The organism is Pseudoalteromonas sp. Angola-7 (assembly GCF_028599255.1).
In the GTDB taxonomy this organism is placed as follows: Bacteria; Pseudomonadota; Gammaproteobacteria; order Enterobacterales; family Alteromonadaceae; genus Pseudoalteromonas; species Pseudoalteromonas atlantica.
Map to the genome: position 1 here is coordinate 222,057 of NZ_JAQREL010000002.1, position 24,557 is coordinate 246,613.

Here is a 24,557-nt window from a genome sequence, read left to right on the forward strand (position 1 = left end):
TTGCTAGCCCTATTTGCTACAATTTTAATGTGTATATCAAATCGTCATAACGTGTATTATTAATAGTGTGCGCTTGCGTATTAATGCCAGTTAACGTTAATCCACACTTTTGTAATACCTTTTCAGACCCTATATTCCCCTTTGTAACCACGGCTTTAAACTGTGTAATACCGCAGTGTTGCCATGCCCACTCAATCACGGCACGCAATGACTCACTGGCAAAGCCTTGATTAAAATACGCGGGTAAAAACAAATAGCCTAGCTCAGCTTGCTCAAGTTCGTATGTAAACCCCGTTACACCCATGGGCTCATTTGAATACTTATCAAATACCACAAGGCAAAGTGGATGAGTAGAAGTGCTATCCCAGCTTTTTAAACGTTGTTCAAACCGGCTGCGTACAAACGCTTCGCTGGGCATATCGTAGCAATAACGGATCACGGTAGGATTTTGATGTAACTGCAAAAATAATGGCCAATCACTGCTTTGAAGCGGGCGCATTGCCAATCGTGCTGTAAACAACTGCATAATGGTTTACCTCTTATCTGCTCAGCTGCAAAATAAGCTAACATACTTTATAGCAAGCCACTTAATTATAAGACTTATTTGAGGGTAAAAACCTGTCGATAACTAAATAAAAACTGGCAATTTAGGTTTTATAAATGCACGTTTTTAACACAGGTAGCGACACGTTATCCCCGCAGAATAATTAAGTATTATTGCGGGTTGGTATTATTGCGCCCTAGAATTCTATATTTACAAATAGCAGATATAAAAAAACCGCATATAATGCGGTTTTTTTTAATCAAGCTGTTTACGAGTCTTGCTTTGGTGAGTCAACGCTCTCTTCTTGAGGTTGCTCATCAGCAGGCTCTGCTTCTATTGCTTGTTCAGCAACAGGTGCTGGGCTTGGCTCATCTGCAACAGGCTGCGTTTGATAAAACTTAGCGCCTGATTCAGCCATACTTACTAACGTGTCGCATGGGGCAAAATTTGCATTGCTATTAGCTAATGTAGACATTTCAGAGCTAACCTTGCTGGCGCCCAATTTATCCATATAGCTAAACGGTCCACCTAAAAACGGTGGGAAGCCAATACCAAATATAGCGCCAATGTCGCCATCACGTGGGCTGGCAATAATGCCATCGTCTAAACAACGCACGGCTTCGTTAAGCATTTGTGATACACAACGCTTAGCAATTTCGCTTTTATTTAAACGCGGTGCAGGGGTTACACCTAATAGCTCATACACTGACTCGTCAACTTTTTTGCTCTTTTTATCGTACTCATAAAAGCCACGACCCGTTTTGCGGCCTAGGCGTTTTGAATCAATCATACGAGAAAATGCATCAGGCGCTTTAAATCGCTCGCCTAATTCTTTTTCAAGAATTGGGGCAATTTTAGAGCCTATATCAATCCCTACTTCATCAAGTAAAGCAAGCGGCCCAACTGGGAAACCAAACTCTACAAGGGCTGCATCAATTTTTTCAATTGGCTCACCGGCAAGCATTAAATTAGCTGCTTCATTTACATAAGGCGCTAAAATACGGTTTACGTAAAAACCTGCCATGTCTTTTACCACAATGGGCGTTTTACCTTGCTTACGTGCAAAGTTAACTACGCGCGCAATAGTCTCTTGTGAAGTCCCTTCGTGCGGAATAATCTCCACGAGTGGCATTTTTTCAACTGGCGAGAAGTAATGCAGGCCAATCACGTTTTCAGGGCGCTGTGCCTGTGCTGCAATTTGTGAAATAGGCAGTGATGACGTGTTACTTGCAAAAATAGTATTGCTTTGGCATTGCTGCTCTATATCGGCAACCATACCTTGCTTTAAGGCTAAATCTTCAAATACAGCTTCTACTACTAAATCAATGTGTTTAAAGCCACTGTAGTCGGTAGTACCGGTAATACGGTTCATTGTTAACTGCATATCAGCTTTAGACATAATGCGGCGTTTAAGGCGCTTATCTAAAATTTTGTAGGTGTAGTTCATGGCATTACTAATGCCCTGCTCTGCTACATCTTTAATACGTACAGGGACTTTGGCTTTTACTGCGCTTACATGCGCAATACCGGCACCCATTAGGCCGCCACCTAAAACAGCTGTTTTACTGATTGCTGGCGCATCGTCGTTGCGCCACTCTTTTTTCATTTCAGTGGTTGCAAAGAAAATACCGCGAAGCGCTTTAGATTCATCACTCATTACAAGTGTTGCAAAGCTTTCAGTTTCTGTTTTGTATGCTTTTAATTTATCCAGCTCTACACTTGCACGCACAGCCTTAATAATTGCAAGCGGCGCAGGGTAATGTCCGCCGGTTTTTTTAAGGACGTTTTCTTTGGCTTTTTTAAAGATAAAGTTACGGCCAAACGGGTTTGACTCTAATAATTTGCTTACTTTATCAAGCTTTGGCTCTTTATCTGCTGGCTTTTTCTTAGCGGCAAATTCTTTAGCGACTTTTAGTAATACGCTTTGTGGTACTACATCATCTAATACGCCCGCTTTTTTAGCTTGCTTAGGACGAATCTGCTTACCAGTTAGCATCCATTCAAGTGCTTTTTGAATGCCTACAATTTTAGTTAAACGCTGCGTACCGCCGCCACCTGGTAATAAACCAAGTTGTACTTCTGGCAGGCCTACTTTAGTCATATCGCTATCTGTGCCTACGCGGTAATCACACGCTAAAGCAAACTCTAAACCACCACCAAGCGCAGCACCATGTATTGCACTTACTGTTGTATAAGGTAGTTTTGTCATATCAAAAAAGGCTTGATGACAAAGTTCACTAATTGCTAACGCATCTTCACGCTTTTGCACGCTATCAAGCATTTTTACATCAGCGCCCGCGATAAAGTTATCGCTTTTACCACTAATAAATACCATCCCCTTTACTGACTCTTGTTTTGCTTGTTCAAGTAAAGCTTTTAAGTCATCAGCGAATGAGTCGCGCAGGGTATTCATTTTCTCACCCGGCACATCAATGGTTACTACGGCAATTTTGTTTTCATCTACCGTTAAATTAAATACTGAATCTGTCATTACGCGCTCTCCAATACAAAGGCTGCACCTAAACCACCAGCAGCACACGCTGTTGTTAATGCTAAACCGCCACCACGACGTTTAAGCTCGTGTAAGCTTTGCGTAATTAAGCGAGCACCGGTTGCTGCAAATGGGTGACCATATGCCAGTGAGCCGCCGTTAACGTTAAACTTATCCATGTTAATTTCGCCAATTGCTTTGCTACGACCAAGTTGCTCTTGCGCAAACTTATCTGATGCAAACATTTTCATATTGGCAAGTGTTTGCGATGCAAAGGCTTCGTGCATTTCAATTAAATCTAAATCAGCAAGTGTAATACCTGCTCTATCAAGTGCGATAGGCGTTGAATGCGCTGGGCCCATTAGCATGTCTTTTTCTACACCAATTGCCGAAAACGCAAAGCTACGTACATAACCTAAAATTTCGTAGCCTAGTGCTTTTGCTTTGCTTTCGCTCATCATCAGTACGGCGGCTGCACCATCGGTTAATGGTGTTGCATTTGCAGCGGTAACCGAGCCATGTTGGCGGTCAAATACTGGTTTAAGCTTAGCGTAGCCTTCAACTGTAGAATTTTTACGAATGTTATTATCTTCTTCAATAAAGCTTTTATATGGCGGTAAATGTGCCGTCATTACTTCATCTTTTAACTTGCCGTCGGCCCATGCTTGGGTTGCAAGTGAATGCGAGCGATGCGCTAGTGCATCTTGATCTTCACGGCTTATATTATGTGTTTTAGCCATTTGCTCAGCAGTTTGCCCCATTGAAAGGCCTGTTGAGTACTCAGCAACCGCAGGCGGTACTGGTAATAAATCTTTTAAACGCAGTTTTGAGAATATTTGTAAACGCTGGCCTAAGGTACGTGCTTTGTTTAAATCAACTAAGCTACCTGCCAATTTTTTACTTACGCCAATAGGTAATACTGAAGATGAGTCGGCGCCACCGGCAATACCTACATTTACAGAGCCTGCCATAATAGATTCAGCTACATTAGCAATGGCCTGAAAGCTGGTAGCACACGCACGCGATACTGAATACGCGTCTACGCCTACTGGCATACCCGTACCTAAAACAATTTCACGTGCAATATTTGGCGCTTCTGGCATTTGTACTACTTGACCAAATACAAGTTGATCGATTTCTGACTTGTCGAAATTTAATCGTTCAAGCATTTCGTTAACCACCAACTTACCCATATCAAGGGCTGGTACATGGTGAAACGCTGTTGCTTGTTTTGCAAAAGGAGTACGTAAGCCGCTAACGATGGCAATACGGTCGCCTTTTGGTGTTTTTAGTATGTTTTGCTCAGACATTTATGCTCTCCCGCTGACAGGTCTGACCTGTTTGTTTTCCTCGATTCTAAACAACCCGTGTGCTAAAGCCAATAGATAAACACAAATTTATACAAAAGCACTAAAGGTAGATATATACATAGTGCTTAATATTGACTACCACAATAGGCTTTTTTACGCGTTTTTACAAAGTTTTGTGGTACGCTAAAAACCGTTAAAAAATAACGAACTATTTTTAAAAATACAGTCTAACTCTTGAGTTACTCACTTATAAACCTTATAACTAGGTCAGTATTAATCACCTAAAATAAATTAGGTACAAACCCAGCTGACGAGGAAGTCTATTTATTATGGCAGCTAACGCATTCAAACAATTAAAAACGTACTTAGATACACAAATTATTGGCCAGCCAGAGCTTACTCAAGCACTCCTTATTGCCATTTTAGCTGATGGCCATCTATTAGTAGAAGGCCCGCCAGGGCTTGCAAAAACCCGTGCTGTTAACGCCCTTGCTAAAGGTATTGAAGGCTCGTTCCAGCGCGTACAGTTTACGCCCGACTTATTACCAGCCGATGTAACTGGCACCGATATCTACCGCCAACAAACCAGTGAATTTGTGTTTGAGAAAGGCCCTTTATTTCATAACCTTATTTTAGCCGATGAAATAAACCGTGCCCCAGCAAAAGTACAATCAGCACTACTAGAAGCCATGGCAGAGCGCCAAGTAACGGTAGGCAAAAACACCTACCCGCTAAGCGATTTATTTATGGTAATGGCTACCCAAAACCCGCTGGAGCAAGAAGGGACTTACCCGCTGCCTGAGGCACAATTAGACCGCTTTTTATTACATTTAAGCATTGATTACCCAGGTGCAGAGCACGAGCTAGACATACTGCGATTAACCCGTGGTGAAGCACTTAATGAACAACAAGCGGTTATGCAACAAATTACCCAAAGCGATTTATTTGCCGCTCGCCAAGCTATTTTAGGCTTGTATTTAGCCGAGCCGCTTGAGCAATATTTAGTACAGCTTATTATTGCCACTCGTGAAGGGGCTAAGTTTGATGAGCAACTTGGCCGTTGGATTGAGTTTGGCGCAAGTCCTCGTGCCACCATTGCACTTGATAAATGTGCCCGTGCCCACGCTTGGTTACATGGCCGCGATTTTGTAGCACCCGATGACATTCAAGCCGTTGTACATAATGTACTGCGCCATCGTATTATTTTAAGCTACGAAGCACAGGCTGATGGCATTACTAAAGATCAGGTTATAAGCCGCATTGTTGAACTTGTAGCCGTACCCTAAGTTATGCAAACACAATTAGACTCAAAGGCGTGGCTAAAAGAAAGCCACAGCCACGGTGTAAATTTAGCGCTAAAAGAGCTGCTGTATTATAAAGCTAAAGCACAGTTATTAGAGCTGGCACCAAAAGTTAAAATTAAAAACAGTTTAACTGGGCAATACCTTGCGCCCCATAAAGGCCGAGGTATGGAGTTTGCCGAAGTGCGTCATTACCAGCAAGGTGATGACATTCGCTCTATTGACTGGCGAGTAACAGCGCGTACCGGCGAAACCCATACAAAGCTTTTTCAAGAAGAAAAAGAGCGCCCTGTTTTTGTATTTACTGATTTTTCAAACTCTATGCTATTTGGCTCAAAGCTGCTGCTTAAGTCGGTACAGGCTGCGCACATTAGCGCGCTAGTTGCGTGGTCGGCGTGTCAACGCGGAGATAGAATTGGCGGTATCGTGTTTAATCAACACTCGCATTTAGAACTAAAGCCCAGCGCCCGCGAAAAAGCGGTATTAAAGCTGTGTCATAATCTATGCGACAGCCACCAGCAAGCACTTAACAATATAGATAAACAAGCAACCAACAACTTTAGCGATAATTTAAAACGACTTAACCACCTAGCTAAACCTGGCAGCTTAGTGTATTTAGTCTCTGACTTTAATGCCTTAGATGATGCAAGCTTTAAACAATTAGAAATATTAAGCCGCCACTGTGAGCTGATAGGCTGTCATATAAGTGATCCGTTTGAACATACGCTCCCCGCGTTTAAAAACGCTGTCACTGTTAATGCCAACGGCCAAGATTTTGCGCTACCGCTTATGGATAAAAGCTTTAGAGAACGCTTTGCAAAAAACGCCGAGCAAGCATTTAGCACACGCCTAAATCGCTTAACTAAATCGGGTCTTAACTTAATATCATTCAATGCAGCCAGCCCGCTTGAGCTGCAATTAGTGAGAAAATAACCATGCAAACCAATCCACTCGATGGCCTGCACGATATAATAGCGCCAAGCCAAGTTAGTTGGTGGCCACTCGCCCCTGCTTGGTGGGTTATTATTACCCTGCTGTTCGTAGCACTGTGTGCAGCTGCTTTTTGGTTTTACAAAAATTATAAATTTAAAAAGCCTAAGCGCTACGCAATCGATTTAAGCCACAACGAGCAAAGCGCGCAAACACTTCATATTATTTTAAAGCGCTTAGTAATAGAGTATTACGATAAACGCCTAGCAACGCAATCAACTGCTAACTGGTGTAACACACTTAATACCTTAACCGGTTTAAGCTTTACCGAGCATGAGCTTTTAAGCCTGTATAATGCGCAGCAAACCAATGACGCGCTTAACGAAAAATTACGCCAAGGCATAAAGCAATTTAAACTAAAGGAGCCAGTACATGTTTGAATTTAGCTGGCCATGGTTGTTTTTATTACTACCTCTGCCCTTATTACTTTTATTATTAAAACCTGCTGCCAGTAACGCACATACCCGGTTACGTATTCCAAGCTTTGCCAAACATAACTTAGCCAGCCAAAGCCTTGAAAAAAGCGCACGTAAACTAACTATTTTTGAATGGCTACTTTGGCTATTACTGGTCACTGCTGCAGCCAACCCAACATGGTTAGACGACCCCATTTCATTACCAAACGAAGGGCGCGATATAATGCTTGCGGTCGATTTATCTGGCTCAATGACCGAACAAGACATGGCTTACAACGGCCAATATGTTGATCGCCTCACTATGGTAAAAGCGGTATTGAGTGACTTTATAGAGCAGCGCCAAGGTGACAGGTTAGGCCTGATATTATTTGGCGACACCGCATTTTTACAAACGCCACTGACTCGCGATGTTAAAACCGTAAGTAAAATGCTCAGTGAGTCTCAAATAGGCTTAGTTGGGCGTGCCACTGCTATTGGCGATGCACTAGGTTTATCGGTAAAGCGTTTTGCCAACAAAGATAAAAGTAACCGTATTGTGGTGCTATTAACCGATGGCCAAAACACCGCTGGTAATTTAAAACCTGAAGATGCCCTACTCCTTGCCCGCGAGGAAGGCATAAAAGTATATACCATAGGTGTTGGCTCAGATAACCCCCGTGGATTTAGCCTATTTAATATGGGTGGTATGAGTGGGGGCAGCTTAGATGAAAGCTTGTTAAAAGACATTGCCGAACAAACCGGTGGGTTATATTTTAGAGCCAAAGATGTAGCTGGCCTTCAGCAAATTTACGCAGAGCTTGATAAGTTAGAGCCAATTAGCGCAGATGAGCAAACATTTCGCCCGCAAAGCTCATTGTTTTACTACCCACTACTTATTGCTATTTTACTCATTAGTTTAAAAGTAATGTTAAGCACCTTACGTGCATTAAAGGAGCCTAACTAATGGACTTTACATTTATTCGTCCCGCTGTTTTGTGGCTTTTAATACCTGCACTTGCGTTGTTTTTTATAGCCTTTATTAAGCATAAAAAACAAAGCGCAGATAACCTAATTGCCCCTCATTTGGCGCCGTTTATTATGAACGAGTCAAACACTAAAGCCAGCCAGCCACTTTGGCTGGTCGCTGTATTTTGCTGTTTAGCTATTATTTTTAGTGCAGGCCCTAGTTTTGAAGAAAAACAGGTCCCTGTATTTCAAAGTAAAAGTGCTCGTGTGATTGTAATGGATATGTCGTACTCAATGTACAGTACCGATATAGCACCGAACCGTTTAATGCAATCACGCTTTAAAGCACTCGATATGATTGAGCTATTTAAAGAAGGCGACACCGCTTTAGTTGCCTATGCCGGCAGTGCATTTACTATCTCGCCACTTACAAACGATGCCACTACGCTTACTAATTTAATTCCGAGTTTAAGCCCAGACATTATGCCCGACAAAGGCTCTAATGTTTTAGCTGGCCTTGATATGGCAAAAGAGCTTTTAACGCAAGCAGGCTATATAGATGGCGATATAATATTAGTCACCGATGGCATAGACCAAGAAGAGCAAAGCGATATTACTAGCTTTACCAGTAATTCTTCTTATCGGCTAAATATTTATGGCGTAGGCACAGAGCAAGGCGCACCAATTAAATTACCTGAAGGCGGTTTTTTAAAAGACAGCTACGGTCAAATAGTCATCCCCACCATTAACATAAGCCGCTTAAAAAGCCTAGCGACCCGCAGTGGTGGAAAGTTTGCCCTTTACCAACCAAGCAGCAGTGACATAGCCACTTTTGCACCAAGTGCCAACAGTGAGTTATTAAAAGATGAAAAACAAAGCCATGCCCTGTGGCGCATAGACGCAGGTATATATGGGTTACTTATTTTACTGCCCTTAGGCCTTTATTTATTTAGAAGTGCAACATTTGTAGGTGCCTTTTTAGTACTCAGCGTTTTGCCAACCCAACAGGCAAGTGCATTAGAGCTCCCCTCTTTTTTAAAAAACACTGATCAGCAAGCGCTTGATGCTTATAAAAATAAAGATTTTGAACGGGCCGCCAATGCCGACTCAAGCAGCTTAAAAGGGTCTGCATTGTACCAACAAGGTAATTTTGATGCCGCACTAGAAGCCTTTAGTAAAGATAAATCAGCCACTGGTTTTTATAACTATGCCAACACGCTTGCCAAATCAGGACAGCTAGAACAAGCCATAGATGCTTACAAACAAGCACAAATGCTACAACCTAACTTTAGCGAAGCCGCTGATAACCAAGCTTTGGTTGAGCAGTTGCTCGAGCAACAACAGCAGCAACAGCAAGAGGGTGATTCGCAAGATAACCAGCAACAATCTGATCAAAGTGAGCAACAAAACAATCAGCAATCAGATCAAAACCAACAAGGTGAAAATAGCGATTCTCAATCAGAGCAAAGTCAAGGCGAGCAATCACAAGATCAGCAAGGTGAGCCAAGTGATGAGTCTGACACTGAGCAAGACCAACAAAGTGCTGAGTCGGGTTCACAATCAGATAAACAAAATGAGCCAGAACTACAAACTCAGCCACAAGCTAATCAAGAGCAAAAACAGCCTGAGCAAACAAACGAAGAACAGGCTGAAAATACTCAGCCGCAAACAGCGCAGCAGCAAACGTTAACCGATGAGCAAAAGCAAAATGCTCAACAACAAGCCGCGCAAGCACAAACCCGTGAGCTCACCAACGAAGAGAAAGAAAAAGCCCAGCAGCTTAACCAGTTATTAAGAAAAGTACCGGACGATCCGGCAATTTTATTACGGAATAAAATGCAATTAGAAGCCCAAAAAAGACAATATCAACGTCGCCCTACAGGAGTAGAAAAATCATGGTAATGCGATTATTTTGCTGTTTATTGCTATTAAGTGCGATGCCATCATGGGCCGCCACCAAATTAGAGGCAAGTGTAGATAAAAACCCAGTCCTTGCTGGCGAATTTTTTATGCTTAACATTTCAGTTGACGACACAATAAAAAGCGAGCAACCCGACACCTCGGTGTTACTTAAAGACTTTGTAGTTGGGCCAACAAGTTTAAGTACGCGCACCAACATTATAAATGGCAGCATTAATAAGCAAACAACCTGGTCTGTTAAGTTAATGACCCGTAATGAAGGTGAATACACCATTCCGGCATTTAACGTGGCCGGTTTAAGCTCGCAGCCAATAAAATTAAAAGTGGCAAAACGCGCTGCCGATGCTGATAAAAATAACGATATTTTTTTAAAAACATCGCTCTCAAGTGACTCGTTGTTTGTTCAAGAAGCTGGCGTATATACGATTAAACTCTACCTAGCAAAAGAGCTGCTTGATGGCAGCCTAAGTACGCCCAGTATGCAAGATGCACAGCTTACTCAATTAGGTAAACAAACCGAAAGCTATGAGCTTGTAGATGGTAAACGTTATTTAGTGATCACCCGAGAATACTTACTACAACCGCAAAAAAGTGGTGTATACACCATTGTTGGCCCTACGTTTCAAGGCCGTGTACAGCAAAATTACCGCCAATTAGAGGTGTCGGCTTTAGGGGATGATCAGCAACTTGAGATAAAACCTATTCCGGCAAACTATAAAGGCGCATGGCTACCCAGTGAGTTAGTTAATATTGATGAGCAGTGGCAGCCTGATGAAAAAACAGTAGAAGTTGGCACGCCTATTACACGCACTATTACCTTAACCGCATTAGGGGTTACTAAAGAGCAACTGCCCGAAATTGATATGAAAACCATTGCGGGAATTCGCAGTTACCCCGATGATGTAGAAACAAACAATGCCGTAAGAAACGGACGGGTTGTATCTCAGCAAACAGCGTCATTTGCGTTATTACCACAAAAAGCGGGCACCTACACCCTCCCAGAAATAACACTGCCTTGGTATAACACCAAAATGAACCGCATTAGCTACGCTACATTGCCTGAGCGCACTATAACGGTAACACCAAGCGCCAATGCTATAAACCCAGGTGCTATTGCAAACGACAACCTTAATACAGGTGAGCCAACTTTGCCTGCTAATAAAGTAAGTAATACACAGCAGCCCAATACAGCAATAGCCGCGCCGCAAAGTGTTATTCCGCTTTGGTTAATTATTGTTGCCGTGCTTGGGTATATTTTTTGGATAATCACTGCAATTTTTTATTGGTTAAGCCGTTCTACTAATAATGAGCCAAAAAATAACAGTGTATCTGTAAATAAAGCCCAACCGCTTTCATTAAACGCGCTTAAAAATGCAGCTAAATCAAATAATCTCAATGCATTTTATAGCGAACTAAATGCGGTAGCGATTAAGCTAACGGGCAAAAAAGTGGCTGCGATAGATACGTTAATACACAACATCAATAATGATGAACTGGCGACGCAAGTTAACCGTTTACAGTCAGCTCTTTATGCAAATAGCAGTGCAGATATCGATCTTAATGCTATTATTAACATAATTGAGCAGCACCAAGTTCAACGTACAAAGTCGCAACAAGCTGTATTAAAAGACCTTTATTAACTAGTTTGATAAATTTAGGTCTTTTCATGCATTAAATAATAAATTTTAATTAAAAAAGTACTTATGCTTGGAAAGAAAAAATCAAATAATCAGGTCTTAGTTGATATGGCAGAGAAACAAAAGCGCTATGAAGCCTTGGTCCATGTATATAATAAGGAGCTTTATCGCTTTGCTTATTGGTTATGCCGTGACCCACATATTGCAGATGACCTAGTACAAGAAACGTTTTTACGTGCTTGGCGCTCGCTTGACTCATTATTGGATCAAAAAGCCGCCAAGCCGTGGCTGCTGACTATTTTGCGCAGAGAAAATGCACGTCGCTTTGAGCGCAAGCAGTTTGACTACAGCGATGTAGAAAACGATACACTTGTCGATGAAACCAGCCATTCGTTAGATGATGAAATGGAGCAAACGGTTATCCAACGCCAAATTGCGCTGCTATCTGATGAATACAGAGAACCCTTACTTCTGCAAGTTGTTATGGGGTGCTCTGGTGAAGAAATAGCAGAGATTCTCGATTTAAATAAAAACACGGTTATGACTCGTTTGTACCGTGCCAGAAACCAACTTAAAGAGGCTTTAAGCCGTGATGATGAACAACTTAAAGGGGCATCAAAATAATGGATGAACTTGAGTTTCGTCGACGCACTATTGCGCAGCCAAACGATTTAGATAAGGAGCTTTTAGAGTTTGCTAAAGAGAGCTCTGAGCGACAAAACTTTATAAGCGATATGAAAGACTTTGATAAACAAATTCAAGATGCGTTAGATGTGCCTGTGCCTGACAACCTTGCTGAGCGTATTCTTTTAAACACCTCGTTAAAAGAAAAAGCAATGCAAGAAGAGCAAGCAACTGGGGATAACGTTGTAGATGCACGCTCACGTTTTAAGTTTGACCGTGTTCACTTAGCCCTAGCCGCGTCTTTTTTTGTAGCTATTGGCGCATTCTTTTTTAGCACAGAGCAACACATTGCTCATGAAGCAGGCGAACATGCTTTAACCCATGTTTACCATGAAATTACCGCCCTAGAAAAAACCAATGCTATTAGCCTACAAAGCGTTAACGATAAGCTTGCACTGCTAGGCGCTCATATAGAAGAGCTGCCAGGTAAAATTACTTATGCGATGTTTTGCGACTTTAAAGGTGAAAAAGGTCTGCACTTAATTTTTGAGTCGGACTTTGGCCCCATGACGGTCTTTATTGTTCCTTCTGAGAATAAGTCGTTTGGGTTTGGCGAAGATGATTTTCATGATGCGCGCTTTGCTGGTCATATTAATCGAGGCGACAAAGCCGATACTATTTTAGTGGCTAATTCCGGCGCGCCAATTAATGTGTACAACGAGCGGGTTACCAATGCCATTCGCTGGCTGTAACTAGCGCTTAACGACTAAAAACCGCTGAGTAACACTGAGCGGTTTTTTTGTGCCTATTCAGCGCTCACTTTTCATCCAAAACAATTGATTTTAAATGTAATTATTAATTTTTACTGAAAAGTTAATTATACTCACCGCTCAGTTTAACTTAGGGAATTACATGAAGAACATCATCGTTATATTTTCATTACTTGCACTACTGTGTACAGCAAGTTTTGATGCACACGCACGCAAAAAGTTTGGTAGTAGTAAACGCGGTACAACCCCAGCAACACAACAAACCACACAAAAGCAAAAAGCCGATACCACAGCACCTGCAGCCAAGACAAAAAGCAGTAAAAAAGGCATTATGGCCGGCGTATTAGGCGGACTGTTAGCCGGCGGTTTAATTGCCGCTATGCTAGGAGATAACTTTGAGGGCATGCAGCTATTAGAAATTATTTTATTAGCAGGCGTTGCCTTTATTTTGTTTAAACTTATTACGGGGTTTATGCGCGCTCGCCACTCCCCGCAATTAGCCGGTACACACGCTACGGGGCACTCTGCTTTTAAGCAAACTGCCGCAGAGCAACCTACTAACAGTGGTTTTACCCAGCAAAGCGCACACACTGAGCAAGTGCCTTTCAATTTACCCCCTAATTTTGACGTAAATGGCTTTTTACAAGGCGCACGTAGCCACTATCACACTATGCAAACTGCTTGGAATAATGCTGATTACGCCACGATGGCTGAGTATTTAAGCCCATCGTTAGCTCAAGAGTTTAAAACTGAGCGCGAAGCGATTGAACGGGTAGCGACTGAGGTGATGTTTATTGATGCCGAGCTTGTACGCGCTGAAACAACAGCAAATTCGTGGCAAGTAAGTGTGCAATTTAAAGGCAAATACCGCGACTTAGACGATAAAAAAGAAGAGCCTATTTTAGAGATTTGGCACCTTGAGCGTGCTACCACCTCAGATGCACCATGGCTGATTGTAGGCGTAGAAGACTTAATCGATAGCGAATAGTGCTGTAATTATAGTTATACCAATTCGCTTAATTAAGTGATCTACTTTGAGGGTGGATAAACGTGTTGATAGCTCGGCAAAAAATTCGCTATTTAGGTGTTTTAATTGAGAGTTTTTTTACGCAGGTAGCGACACGTTTAGCCCCGTAAAATGATTAAGTATTATTGCAGATTGGTATTAGCTAATTGGTATAAATAACAGCTAAAAAAACCGCCCAGCCTAAAGTTTAGGCTGGGCGGTTTTTTATTACTGTTATGTAATAGTATTATTTACAAACGTCAGCAACGGCGTTTGCGAAATACTCAATGTTAGTATCACTAATACCCGCTACATTTACGCGGCTAGAACCAACAATGTAAATACCGTATTCTTTTTGTAGGCGCGCAATTTGCTCTTTATTAATACCTAAGAAAGAAAACATACCGTGTTGACGTTCAATAAACGAAAAGTCTTGCTCTATCTCTTTTGCTGCTAAGCTTTCTTTAATTAAGCTACGTAAACCATTAATACGATTACGCATTTCATCAAGCTCACTGTGCCACATTTGTGTAAGCTCTGTGCTGCTTAAAATAGTGTTTACAATGTCAGCACCGTGCGCTGGAGGCATTGAGTAAATACTACGAACAACGCTTAATAGCACTGAATTTGAAATATCAGCGGTTGCAGTATCTTTTGCAATAATTGAACACGCACCAATACGCTCACGGTATAAACCAAAGTTTTTAGAACATGATGAACAAATAATTAGCTCTTCTACTGCATCAGCTAAAATGCGCAGTCCACGTGCATCTTCTTCAAGTGACGAGCCAAAGCCTTGGTAAGCAATATCAATAAGTGGTGTAAAGCCAACTTCTTTTGCAAGCTGAGCAACTGTGTTCCACTGTGTCTCGTTTAAGTCCATACCACTTGGGTTATGACAACAAGCATGAAGTAGCACAATATCCCCTTTTGGTACTTGCTTAAGGGTGTTTATCATGTCGTCGAACAATAAATCTTTGTTTTCGTAATCGTAGTACGGGTATTCTTTAACGTTTAAGCCCGCAGCTTCAAACAAGCTAATGTGGTTTGCCCATGTTGGCGTAGTTACCCACACTGTTGCGTCTTTATTGCAACGCTTAACAAATTCAGCGGCAACGCGAAGTGCACCTGTACCACCTGGTGCTTGTGCAGTACGTACGCGGTTTGCTAAAAGTGCTTGGTGCTCACCTAGTAATAGGTTTTCCATTTTTTGACAGTAGTCTAAGTTACCCGCTAAACCAATGTAAGATTTGCTTGTTTCGTTTTCTAAACGAAATGCTTCAGCTTTTTTTACCGCTTTTAATACCGGTGTGTTGCCTTGCTCATCTTTATAGACACCTACACCTAAATCAATCTTGTTAGGGTTTGTATCTTGTTTATAGGCTGCCATAAGGCCAAGAATAGGATCTGTTGGTAATGGTTTTAATTCTGAGAACATTAGCTATCTCTTATCATTAATTAGGGGTTGGCTGTTGTAGTAAGCTTAACATAAAAGCTTACCTTCTTGGCTAGTGATATTTACACTAGAAAGTGAGGAATTTTAATGCAGCACGCAACTAATACAGCCAGTGTACGGCTATCAAAAAAGTCGTTACTAAATGCCTCTGCATCTATAATACCGACGCATTCATGTTGCTCATTAAATAAGGGTAAACAGGTTTCAGCTTTCACTTTAGGGTCGCACGTATAGTACTCGCCACCTTGTGCTAAATAGTTTTCTACGTTGTTAATTACACGCCCGCGCTTAGACAATGCAACTTGTACATTATTGCTGCCTGCTGCAAATGCTTCAGTAAGAGGAAACAGTGGACGGCTTGGCGCACCTTGATACGCCAGCTTTAATAATTGCGGACCCTGAGCAGTGTCAACCGCTTGATAAATACCATACCAATCGACCTGTGTTTGCTGCTCTATGTAATTAACTATATTTTGTAGGTTTGCTAGTTTTTGCTCGTTTTGTGAAGTCGCGCTCACGTGATCAGTAAGTTTAAATGGCTCATCTTGTAAATAACCAAACAAACTACACGCACCGCCTTCACCGAGTTCAGGAATTTGATATTCCCAACGTACAGACGGCAGCGCGCTTGCAGCAATATACTGTTCTAGCTGCTCTAGCTCTTTGGCAATTAATTGTGGGTCTATATTTAATTGCGCAATATCAAGGTAAGAAGAAATCATTTGGCCATCCATACATCTAAAATTTTTTAGATAATAACATGGAAATTTTTTCTGAGCTATAGCAACTTGTAACACATTTCGACTTGGTTACCACTTGCGTTATACGTGACTTTTTCTGCCACTTCTTCGAGTAACGATAAGCCACGCCCAAACTCTGCGTTGAGTTCGGTACGTGTAGAAGAGTCACTTGAGAACCCCCTACCCGAGTCACAAATAATAAAGTACAAACACAAAGTATCTGGGCAATATCGCATATCAATAATAATCATCGCCTCCTTCATTTTACTCAGTGCTTGCTCTCTTAATTCATAGTATTTAAAAAAGCCATCGTCTTGTTTTTTTATGTCTGAATCAAGGCCTAACACACCATGATCAAGTGCATTGTTATACGCCTCAGAAAGCAATAAAAATATATTTGAGCGATGCGACCTAAGCCCCTCAACACTGCTTAATACATTAACAACATCATACACAGGGTCTGTGCATTTAATTTGCTGTGCGTTTAAGCTAAGTGAAAAGTTAAATGCCAAATTAGAATACGCCTCTTTGGCCTCAGGCTCTGGGGTTAGCGGCAAACAATTAAGCAGCACTAAGCTTAAGTCGTCTAATTGCTCACTGCCATTGGCAAAGGTATTTACATTATCTATAACACGCTGACTGCTGATCATCGGCTTGCTTTTAAGTGCTGCTAAAAAGCGCTGCTCACCATAAAAAATATCGGCGTCGTTGTTAGTTTCTATTATGCCATCGGTTGAAAGCACCAAGCGGGTGTTTTTATCAACTTCTAAATTAATTAGTTCATATTCAAATTCATCGCTGTCTAAAATCCCCAGCGCCATGTGTTGCGACTCAAGCGTTTGCTTTACTTCACCATCGGTATTTATTAAGTACGCATCTGGTAAGCCACCAAGCCAGGCTGAAATACTTTTGCCCGAGGCACTGAGCTCAATAATAGTCGCCGCGCAGAACATGTGCTCTGGCAGTAAATTATGCAGTAATATATTGATCTCAGAGGCGATATCGTTAACAGCCATGCCTTTTTGCACCATAGTGTAAAACACCCGTGATGCAGGTAATGCTCCAATCGCGGCCGCTAACCCATGCCCGGTAAAATCACCCAACATGCAATATAAATTGCCTATTGGGCTTTGCGCGACTAAAAACATGTCACCGTTAAACATAGAAGCAGGAGAAAGGCTAAAGTCTAAATGGTCTTTAAACTTATCTTGGTTTTCGAGCGAGTTATTAAAAATGTGCTCAATTATTTCGTGCTCGCGCTCTATTTGATTGCGATGATACTCAAGTAAGGTGTTTTGTTGATGGGCTTTTTTACTTAATTCGCGCGTACGGCTGTGCGCTTTAATTTTTGCGTTTAAAATTACTTTTTCAAACGGCTTTTGAATAAAGTCATCCCCGCCTACTTCTAAACAACGCTCAAAGCTACTTTGATCTTCAAGCGAAGTAATAAAAATAATGGGTAGATAAACGTCGTTGTATCGCTGCTTTATCAGCTTTGCAGCTTCAAAGCCATCCATTACCGGCATAAGTACATCGAGTAGAACAATATCAATCGCTTCTTTTTCTAACACCTCAAGTGCTTCTAGGCCGTTAAACGCAATTGATATTTTATAGTTTTCTTCGAGCAGCATTTTTTCGAGCAGGATGCGATTAAGCGCCTGATCGTCAACAATAAGTACGTGGGTCATTAGTTAATATCAAACTTCTTATCAAAACGTGATATTTGCAGTATTTTTTTAAGCTGAGGCTGACAATTACTGATCTCTATTGATTGTACCTGGCTTTCAATGGTTTTTTTCATGTTAAGCAACATACCAAGAGCAGAGCTATCCATGTAGTCAGTCTCTCTTAAATCGATAATCACTTTATTTGTTTTAGGCTCAATTTGGGCATAGGCTTGGCGAAATGATTGCACTAAATTAAAGTCAAATTTGCCTTTAATTTGTATCGTTAAAGTACTTTCATCAACCGATAAACTCTTTGTTAAACTCATTATAAACTCCAATAATATTTCCTTTGACCTAAATATAACCTGTTAAAAGTATTTAGCAAAAATAAAAACACTCGCCAGCAAATTTGTTATTATTTAATACATCAATAAAAACGTTTATTTAGGTAAATTATGAGTGATAACCGCTTAGTATATTCAACCGATATGGGCCGAATTAGCCAGCCAAAGGTTGAACAAGAACCCACTGCAAAACTGTTTAAAGATGGCTTTATCCGCATAGAGCGCCAAACTAAGGGCCGAAAAGGTAAAGGTGTGATGTTGGTGGTGGGTATAGATCCAAAAGCGCACGATCTAAAAAAGCTAGCTAAAACCATAAAAAGTAAAATGGGCCAAGGTGGCGCGGTAAAAGAAGGCATTATTGAAGTTCAAGGCGATGATCGCGAAAAACTAAAAGGGATTTTAGAAACCCTTAAATTTAAAGTAAAAATTGCGGGTGGCTAAACCCGCAACTTTTTATTTGCTACTAGCAATGTTAGGCGCATCGTTTAATTTTTTGTATAACGCTGGCAGTTCGCTCTCAGCAATCGGTTTGCTGTAATAAAATCCTTGCACAATATAACAATTATTATTTTGCAAAAACTCTACTTGTTCAATCGTTTCAACCCCTTCTGCAACTACGTCTAATTTAAGCTTTTGCGCCATGGCTATAATAGCGGCGGTAATTTCCATGTCATTAGAATCAGCAGGGATATCTTTTACAAACGAGCGGTCAATTTTTAATATGTCGACCGGGAATCGTTTTAAGTAACTTAGCGACGAATAGCCAGTACCAAAATCATCAATCGATATTGAAATACCCAGTGCTTTTAGTTCGTGTAACTGCGTAATGGCAGCTTCAACATTGCCCATTAGCATACTTTCGGTAAGCTCCAAGTGTAACCGCTTAGCACTTACCCCTGTTTGTTTTATAATACTGCTGAGCATGGGCACTAAATTAGCGTCTTTAAACTGACGTGCCGATAAATTAATAGATACGTTGTTATCTCGTCCATCTTGCGCTAAACGCACGGCAAACTCGCACGATTGCTGTAATACCCACTCACCGAGTTCCACAATGAGCCCTGTTGCCTCAGCAATAGGAATAAACTTGGTCGGCGATATAAGCCCTTCTACTGGGTGGAACCAGCGTAGTAGCGCTTCATAGCCTACAACGTGCTGAGTTAATGAGTTTATTTGCGGCTGATAATAAACCTCAAACTGTTTTTCTTTAATCGCATGGCGTAATTCGTTTTCAATGAACAGCCTTTCATTGGCAGCCGCGTTAAGCTCTTGGCTATAAAAGTGGTAAGTATTACGCCCTTTGGCTTTTGCCTCATACATTGCTAAATCAGCATGTTTTAAAAGCTGATCTTCTTCTAGGCTATCGTAAGGGGCCATTGTAATACCAATACTAGCGCTGACTATTACTTCGTTATTGCCAAGCTTTATAGGCACATTAAGTGTTTTTTGAATAGTATTTGCGACATCACTGGCATGCTCTTGGCTTTCAATACCACTGAGTAATACAGCAAATTCGTCGCCCCCTAGGCGGGCAATTGTATCTTCGGCGCGTAAGCGTGCTTTAAGGCGGTTAGCAACTTCAATTAGTAACTGATCGCCTGCATCGTGGCCTAACGTATCGTTAATGCGTTTAAATTCATCTAAATCAAAGTAAAAAAGTGCAAACGCATAATGGCCGCGCTCAGCCAAAGCCATTGATTTACGTAGCTGCATTCTAAAAAAGGTTCTGTTTGCTAAGCCCGTTAACGTGTCAAAGTACGCAAGCTGCTCCATTTTGCGCTGGCTTTCTTTAACAAACGAAATATCTTGTGCGGAGGCTACATAACTGGTGATCTCACCGCCGTCTTCGCGAATAGGAGAAACACTTAACGATACCCAAATAGGCTGTTTATCATTGCCCTGAATCAAGGTATCACCACGCCAGTAGTTTCTACTGCGAAGGTCGATATTGATATCTTCAACCAAAATGGCCATCTCAGATGCGATAATATTCAACAGCGGCGCGCGGTTAAAGTGGCTCTCTGGGTAGCCTGTCATCTCCAGCATTTTGGGATTAACGTATTCTATAACAAAGTTTTCATCGGTGATCACCACACCGGTTCCTGAGAAGGCAACGGCTTTAGAGAGCCTATTAGCGGCTTTCTCGGCAATTTCTTTTTCTGTAATTCGCTGGTTTAACCCATCTATAAGCTTACGAATTTCTACGGTCATATCTCTAAATGAGCCGTTTAGCGTGCCTATTTCGTCTTTGTTCTCTGGCGGGAATTCGGTTAGTAATTGCCCTTTACCAAAGCCAGTAACTGCATGTACTAATGTGTGAATTCTGCGAAGCACTAGCTGATACAGCGCTTGGTGTAACAATAAGGCAACCAAGACCGCATAAAGCACAAACAAGCCAAAAAACTTCAGTTTTAAATCTTGCAGAGCAGAGAGCGTTGATGAGCGTTTTTTATAAACCCCAATATACCAGTCTAATTTATCAATTTTACGAATATTAATAATGTGTGCTTCATCGTTTTGTACAAACGAATTAGCATACTCTGGTAATTTCATGGTAATTGCTTCATTTATAATGGCTTGCAATTGCGGATTTACAAATTCGTTTGTTGTTATTGTTTTATCTTTGCTGCCATAACTTGCTTGTAGCGCTGGGTTAAGACTCGGGTGCGCAAGCAGTTGGCCTTTTTTATCAAATACCAGTAAATGTTTTTCTTTATCGCCCACAGGTAAAAATGAAATCAGCGTATTTAAATCTATATCGCTGCCGGTCACCCCTAAAAATTCATTATCAACATACAAAGGGACAAGCAAACTAATAACCCATTTATGCCATACTTTATCGTAATAAACCTTAGACCAAACAGGTTCTCTGCTAGGGTTTAAATCACTTTGTACATACTTAAATGTTGCACCATTAGAGCCTCTGAGTTCAGCCGGTGCGTTTAACGCCCAATTGGGGGGCGAGACACGGATGAAATCGTCTTTGGTGATCATATAAAAATTAAAAAAGTCGTGAATTAAGGTTGGTGAAATGACTTTCCATAACGACTCTGAGTTATTAAATAAACGCTTATAAAAAGGAGAATAATGCTGCTGAGGAAGAAATGCGGCTGAAAGGCCGTCGCTCGATGCACTGCGTATAGTGCCGTCGCTATTAAATTGTAACTGGGTTTTGTTAGATAAATTGATTGCTGAGCTATCACTAAATAGCTGCTCTGACACAACATTATTAGCCTGCTTGGCAACGGCTGATTTTGTTTTGATTAGTGCGTCAAATTGCCTGATAAGTAATTCGGTGGAGCTTTTAAGTACTTCATGCTCTTCGAAAACTAATTGTTTTTCTTCAGATTTAAGCATCAGCGCGGCAGCACACACACCGGCAATTAAACAAATTGCAGATATAAGCAACGACAGCTTTACACTTAAAGAATTTAGTCCAAAACGCGATGGAGGGCGTCTATACACCACAGGCCAACCTTACTATTTTAGTTGTTGTTATTTTTAGCTAATACCTGAAATATACCAGATCCCTATTCATATTTATAAACTATTTGTAAATTTTATCTAAATGTTAGCTAGGAGCTGATAATTATTCATTATGTCTATTTAAACTGGCTTGCTTGTTGACTTTGCTAGTAACACCTCATACATTAACAGCATGAAAATTATCTTATCTTGCACTTTTTTTTCTTTTTTTAGCTTCTTTATATAAAAGAGGCTGAACTGTTTGTGAGATAAAATCAATCGAATAGCAAAGCCTCCCACTTGGGAGGCTTTTTTGTTTTAGTTGCACTAAGCAACTTATTTTTGGAATGAGGAAACCAAAATGACCAACGATGTTTTAAACGCGCTCAGACACGATATTAACGAAATAGACTCTGATCTATTGGTGTTATTAGCTAAGCGCCGCCGTATTAGCCATGGTGTTGTTGAGTATAAAATTGCGAATAACAAACCGATTCGTGATGAAGCGCGCGAACTAGCCTTACTCGAAAAGCTGATTGGTTATGGCAAGTCGCTTGGTCTAGATGCGTATTATGTGAATAACGTTTTTCAAACCATTTTGGAAGACTCTGTGCTGCATCAGCAAGCCATGCTGCAAAAAAACTTAAACCCCGATGCATTAAGCGAAACACATCGCGTTACTTACTTAGGCGGGCAAGGCTCGTACAGTCAGCTAGCATGTCATAAATACTTTAGCCGCCGCCCTGGCAAGTTAGTCGAAATTGGCTGTACCTCGTTTGATGAAATTACGGGCAAAGTAGAAAATGGCCAAGCAGATTTTGGTTTGCTGCCTATAGAAAACACCAGCTCGGGCAGTATTAACGAAGTATTTGATTTATTACAACATGCTCAAGTATCAATTGTAGGTGAAGTTACACACAGTGTAGAGCACTGCTTACTTGCTACCCCAGATACTGAATTAAGCCAATTAACTAAAATTTATGCCCATCCTCAGCCATTTGCTCAATGTAGTCGCTTTTTACAAGGCCTCGGTGATTTACAACATGAAACCTGTGATTCAACCTCAAGTGCTCTTCAGTCAGCTTTAAATACGCCAAATAGTGCGGCTATTGGCTCAGCGCAGGCAGGTAAAAACGTTGGCCTTGAAGTGATTAAATCAAACCTTGCGAATCAAAGTGAAAACCACAGCCGCTTTATCGTGGTGGCGCGCAAACCTCTGCAGGTATCTAAACAAATACCGACTAAAACCAGCCTTATTATGGCTACTAAACAACAAGCAGGTTCATTGGCTGATGCGTTAATGGTGTTTAAACAACATCAAATAAACTTAGTTAAACTAGAGTCTCGTCCTGTACCGGGTAACCCGTGGGAAGAAGTGTTTTATGTAGACTTAGAGGCAAACCTTGCCGATAGCCAAGTGCAACATGCCTTAGAGGAGCTAAAAGAGCATACTCAATATGTGCGCGTTTTAGGCTGTTATCAAAGTGAGTCTTTACAAGCTGTGAGTGTTAATACCTAACCTAACACGCAAATACTAAAAAGGGCCTAAGTAGGCCCTTTTTTAATCGCTGATTTAAAATGCTTTCAACGTATAGCTTAAGTAACTACACATTTTTAACCCTTTTAATCTAATACCTTGGCGTCATTTGCTTTATTTAGCAGGCTACGGCTTTGCGTCAAAAAGTGCGCGGTAGAGTCTGAAAAATACGCTTTAGCATCAGCAAATGCATCGATGAGTGCGCCTTTATCTCCCGCTTTTAGCTTTTCAAGAGTTTGTGCAAAGGTCTCTTGGTATTGCGCTAATAAACTCTCAACATTATCAAACTGGGCCAACATTATATCTGAGTATAGCTCAGGAGATTGTGCAAATAAGCGCCCTACCATCATCAACTCTAACTGATAAATAGGAGACGAGCAGCTTCTTAGTTCCTCAAGCGTATGGCTTTGCTTTGCTAAAAACTGCCCATAAACAAAGGTCGTTAAGTGGCGCATTACTTGTATAATTTGCATTGCTTCATCATGCTTTTTAGCATCTAGCTCAACAAGTTGGCAACCCCATACTTGCAACTGCTGTAGTAAGCCTTTCGCAGCATCATGCGCTCGGCCTTCACACACAACAACAGTTTGTTTAACCCAGTGAGAAATATCAGGGCCAAACATAGGGTGCAGGCCAACAACGGGCCCAGAGTGCGCCGCCTTTAATGCCTTAATGGGTGATTGCTTAACTGAGGTAATATCAACAAGCAAACAGTCATCATCAAGTTTAGGTAGCTTAGCAACAACGGCCTCAAGTGCATTGATAGGCACACTGATCATCACTAATTTTGCGCCAGCTAAAATGGCTTTAGCATCGTTTTGCTGATCTTTATCTAAAATCTTAACTTCATAACCTGAACGAATAAACTGCTGAGCAAATAACTGGCCCATTGCCCCTTGCCCACCTACAATTACAATAGGTGATAAATCAGGAGCTGCACAGGCAAGTTTAGCTTGTTGGTTTTGATAAGCTTCGCGCATCATGCGCCTTAATATGTCTTCAACAAGTTCAGGGCTGACTCCTTGTTTAATCGCTTCATCACGTCGAGCAGCGAGCAAAGCAGCTTCTCTTTCAGGGGCATGCAGGGGGGCGCCATTTTGCTGCTTAATAGCACCAATTTTTTGGGTTATTGCATTTCGCTTTGCAAGTAAAGCAACTAATTGCGCATCGCACTCATCTATGCCATCTCGTAATTGTGATAAATCACTTAATTCAGCCACGTTTCTCATTCCACCTATAAACAACTCATTTCGTAAATATATATTTACATTTAAGTAAACTAATCAATACGTTAAATACTAACAGGATCAAGTATGGGTTAAAAGGCTAATGTAGCAACGCGAGTGAAGATTACTTAATACAGAGGGATGCTTTTGTGAAGAGGTAGTATGTTA

Annotated in this window: 20 protein-coding genes; 11 read left to right on the plus strand and 9 right to left on the minus strand. The window is 41.2% G+C overall.

The annotated features are described in order from the left end of the window. Nucleotides 1-16 precede the first annotated feature (16 nt). The 3 genes from PSH50_RS03615 to fadI all read right to left on the minus strand — a co-directional run bounded on the left by PSH50_RS03615 (nucleotide 17) and on the right by fadI (nucleotide 4,345). Nucleotides 17-526: a GNAT family N-acetyltransferase gene (locus PSH50_RS03615; RefSeq protein ID WP_273609270.1), complete on the minus strand. Its 510-nt coding sequence runs from the start codon at nucleotides 524-526 to the stop codon at nucleotides 17-19. Between the two features lie 286 nt (nucleotides 527-812). Then, a complete protein-coding gene (fadJ, locus tag PSH50_RS03620; RefSeq protein WP_273609271.1) occupies nucleotides 813-3,035 on the minus strand; it encodes a fatty acid oxidation complex subunit alpha FadJ in 2,223 nt (740 codons plus the stop codon). Further along, nucleotides 3,035-4,345: an acetyl-CoA C-acyltransferase FadI gene (fadI, locus tag PSH50_RS03625; RefSeq protein WP_024031879.1), complete on the minus strand. Its 1,311-nt coding sequence runs from the start codon at nucleotides 4,343-4,345 to the stop codon at nucleotides 3,035-3,037. Before fadI ends, fadJ begins: the two co-directional genes overlap by 1 nt. A 329-nt stretch (nucleotides 4,346-4,674) precedes the next feature. On the opposite strand from fadI, the gene PSH50_RS03630 reads away from it, so the two are divergent. The 9 genes from PSH50_RS03630 (at nucleotide 4,675) to PSH50_RS03670 (ending at nucleotide 13,936) form a co-directional block, all read left to right on the plus strand. Beyond that, entirely contained in the window at nucleotides 4,675-5,631 is a 957-nt protein-coding gene (locus PSH50_RS03630; protein WP_004587307.1) for a MoxR family ATPase, read from the plus strand. A 3-nt stretch (nucleotides 5,632-5,634) separates the two neighbouring features. Beyond that, the gene (locus tag PSH50_RS03635; RefSeq protein WP_004587308.1) at nucleotides 5,635-6,579 is read left to right on the plus strand and encodes a DUF58 domain-containing protein; all 945 of its coding nucleotides are present in this window, start codon (nucleotides 5,635-5,637) and stop codon (nucleotides 6,577-6,579) included. Nucleotides 6,580-6,581: 2 nt separating this feature from the next. Further along, the gene (locus tag PSH50_RS03640) at nucleotides 6,582-7,016 is read left to right on the plus strand and encodes a DUF4381 domain-containing protein (RefSeq protein WP_004587309.1); all 435 of its coding nucleotides are present in this window, start codon (nucleotides 6,582-6,584) and stop codon (nucleotides 7,014-7,016) included. Next, nucleotides 7,009-7,995, plus strand: a complete 987-nt coding sequence (locus PSH50_RS03645; RefSeq protein WP_024031872.1) for a VWA domain-containing protein — start codon at nucleotides 7,009-7,011, stop codon at nucleotides 7,993-7,995. The genes PSH50_RS03640 and PSH50_RS03645 overlap by 8 nt, the downstream gene beginning before the upstream one ends. Further along, the gene (locus PSH50_RS03650; protein ID WP_273609272.1) at nucleotides 7,995-9,899 is read left to right on the plus strand and encodes a VWA domain-containing protein; all 1,905 of its coding nucleotides are present in this window, start codon (nucleotides 7,995-7,997) and stop codon (nucleotides 9,897-9,899) included. The genes PSH50_RS03645 and PSH50_RS03650 overlap by 1 nt, the downstream gene beginning before the upstream one ends. Continuing rightward, nucleotides 9,893-11,557 carry a BatD family protein gene (locus PSH50_RS03655; RefSeq protein WP_273609273.1) on the plus strand — a complete coding sequence of 555 codons (1,665 nt, stop codon included), beginning with the start codon at nucleotides 9,893-9,895 and terminating at the stop codon, nucleotides 11,555-11,557. Before PSH50_RS03650 ends, PSH50_RS03655 begins: the two co-directional genes overlap by 7 nt. Before the next feature lie 63 nt (nucleotides 11,558-11,620). Further along, the gene (locus PSH50_RS03660) at nucleotides 11,621-12,178 is read left to right on the plus strand and encodes a sigma-70 family RNA polymerase sigma factor (protein WP_039972214.1); all 558 of its coding nucleotides are present in this window, start codon (nucleotides 11,621-11,623) and stop codon (nucleotides 12,176-12,178) included. Continuing rightward, nucleotides 12,178-12,930, plus strand: a complete 753-nt coding sequence (locus PSH50_RS03665; protein ID WP_054982184.1) for a DUF3379 family protein — start codon at nucleotides 12,178-12,180, stop codon at nucleotides 12,928-12,930. Before PSH50_RS03660 ends, PSH50_RS03665 begins: the two co-directional genes overlap by 1 nt. 160 nt (nucleotides 12,931-13,090) lie before the next feature. Then, complete coding sequence (locus tag PSH50_RS03670; protein ID WP_273609274.1) at nucleotides 13,091-13,936, plus strand: Tim44 domain-containing protein; 846 nt, start codon at nucleotides 13,091-13,093, stop codon at nucleotides 13,934-13,936. Nucleotides 13,937-14,201: 265 nt separating this feature from the next. Here the strand turns inward: PSH50_RS03670 and PSH50_RS03675 are convergent, their stop codons facing one another. From PSH50_RS03675 to PSH50_RS03690, 4 genes are all read right to left on the minus strand, one after another. Beyond that, nucleotides 14,202-15,392, minus strand: coding sequence for an amino acid aminotransferase (locus PSH50_RS03675; RefSeq protein ID WP_004587316.1), 1,191 nt, complete (start codon nucleotides 15,390-15,392; stop codon nucleotides 14,202-14,204). A gap of 80 nt (nucleotides 15,393-15,472) precedes the next feature. Next, nucleotides 15,473-16,132: a GAF domain-containing protein gene (locus tag PSH50_RS03680; RefSeq protein ID WP_024031866.1), complete on the minus strand. Its 660-nt coding sequence runs from the start codon at nucleotides 16,130-16,132 to the stop codon at nucleotides 15,473-15,475. A 56-nt stretch (nucleotides 16,133-16,188) separates the two neighbouring features. Then, on the minus strand, nucleotides 16,189-17,838 hold the full coding sequence (locus PSH50_RS03685) for a fused response regulator/phosphatase (RefSeq protein ID WP_138577486.1): 1,650 nt from the start codon (nucleotides 17,836-17,838) through the stop codon (nucleotides 16,189-16,191). Beyond that, on the minus strand, nucleotides 17,838-18,143 hold the full coding sequence (locus PSH50_RS03690; RefSeq protein ID WP_273609275.1) for an STAS domain-containing protein: 306 nt from the start codon (nucleotides 18,141-18,143) through the stop codon (nucleotides 17,838-17,840). Before PSH50_RS03690 ends, PSH50_RS03685 begins: the two co-directional genes overlap by 1 nt. A 129-nt stretch (nucleotides 18,144-18,272) precedes the next feature. Here PSH50_RS03690 and PSH50_RS03695 point away from each other — a divergent pair, with 129 nt between their 5' ends. Beyond that, entirely contained in the window at nucleotides 18,273-18,602 is a 330-nt protein-coding gene (locus tag PSH50_RS03695; RefSeq protein ID WP_024031864.1) for a translation initiation factor, read from the plus strand. A gap of 12 nt (nucleotides 18,603-18,614) precedes the next feature. On the opposite strand, the gene PSH50_RS03700 is transcribed toward PSH50_RS03695, so the two are convergent. Beyond that, the gene (locus PSH50_RS03700; protein WP_200910440.1) at nucleotides 18,615-21,629 is read right to left on the minus strand and encodes an EAL domain-containing protein; all 3,015 of its coding nucleotides are present in this window, start codon (nucleotides 21,627-21,629) and stop codon (nucleotides 18,615-18,617) included. Between the two features lie 358 nt (nucleotides 21,630-21,987). Here PSH50_RS03700 and PSH50_RS03705 point away from each other — a divergent pair, with 358 nt between their 5' ends. Beyond that, nucleotides 21,988-23,145 (plus strand): chorismate mutase, encoded by a 1,158-nt coding sequence (locus PSH50_RS03705; protein WP_054982179.1) that lies wholly within the window; start codon nucleotides 21,988-21,990, stop codon nucleotides 23,143-23,145. Nucleotides 23,146-23,249: 104 nt separating this feature from the next. Here the strand turns inward: PSH50_RS03705 and tyrA are convergent, their stop codons facing one another. After that, nucleotides 23,250-24,383 carry a bifunctional chorismate mutase/prephenate dehydrogenase gene (gene tyrA / locus PSH50_RS03710; protein WP_029773468.1) on the minus strand — a complete coding sequence of 378 codons (1,134 nt, stop codon included), beginning with the start codon at nucleotides 24,381-24,383 and terminating at the stop codon, nucleotides 23,250-23,252. Between the last annotated feature and the right edge of the window lie 174 nt (nucleotides 24,384-24,557).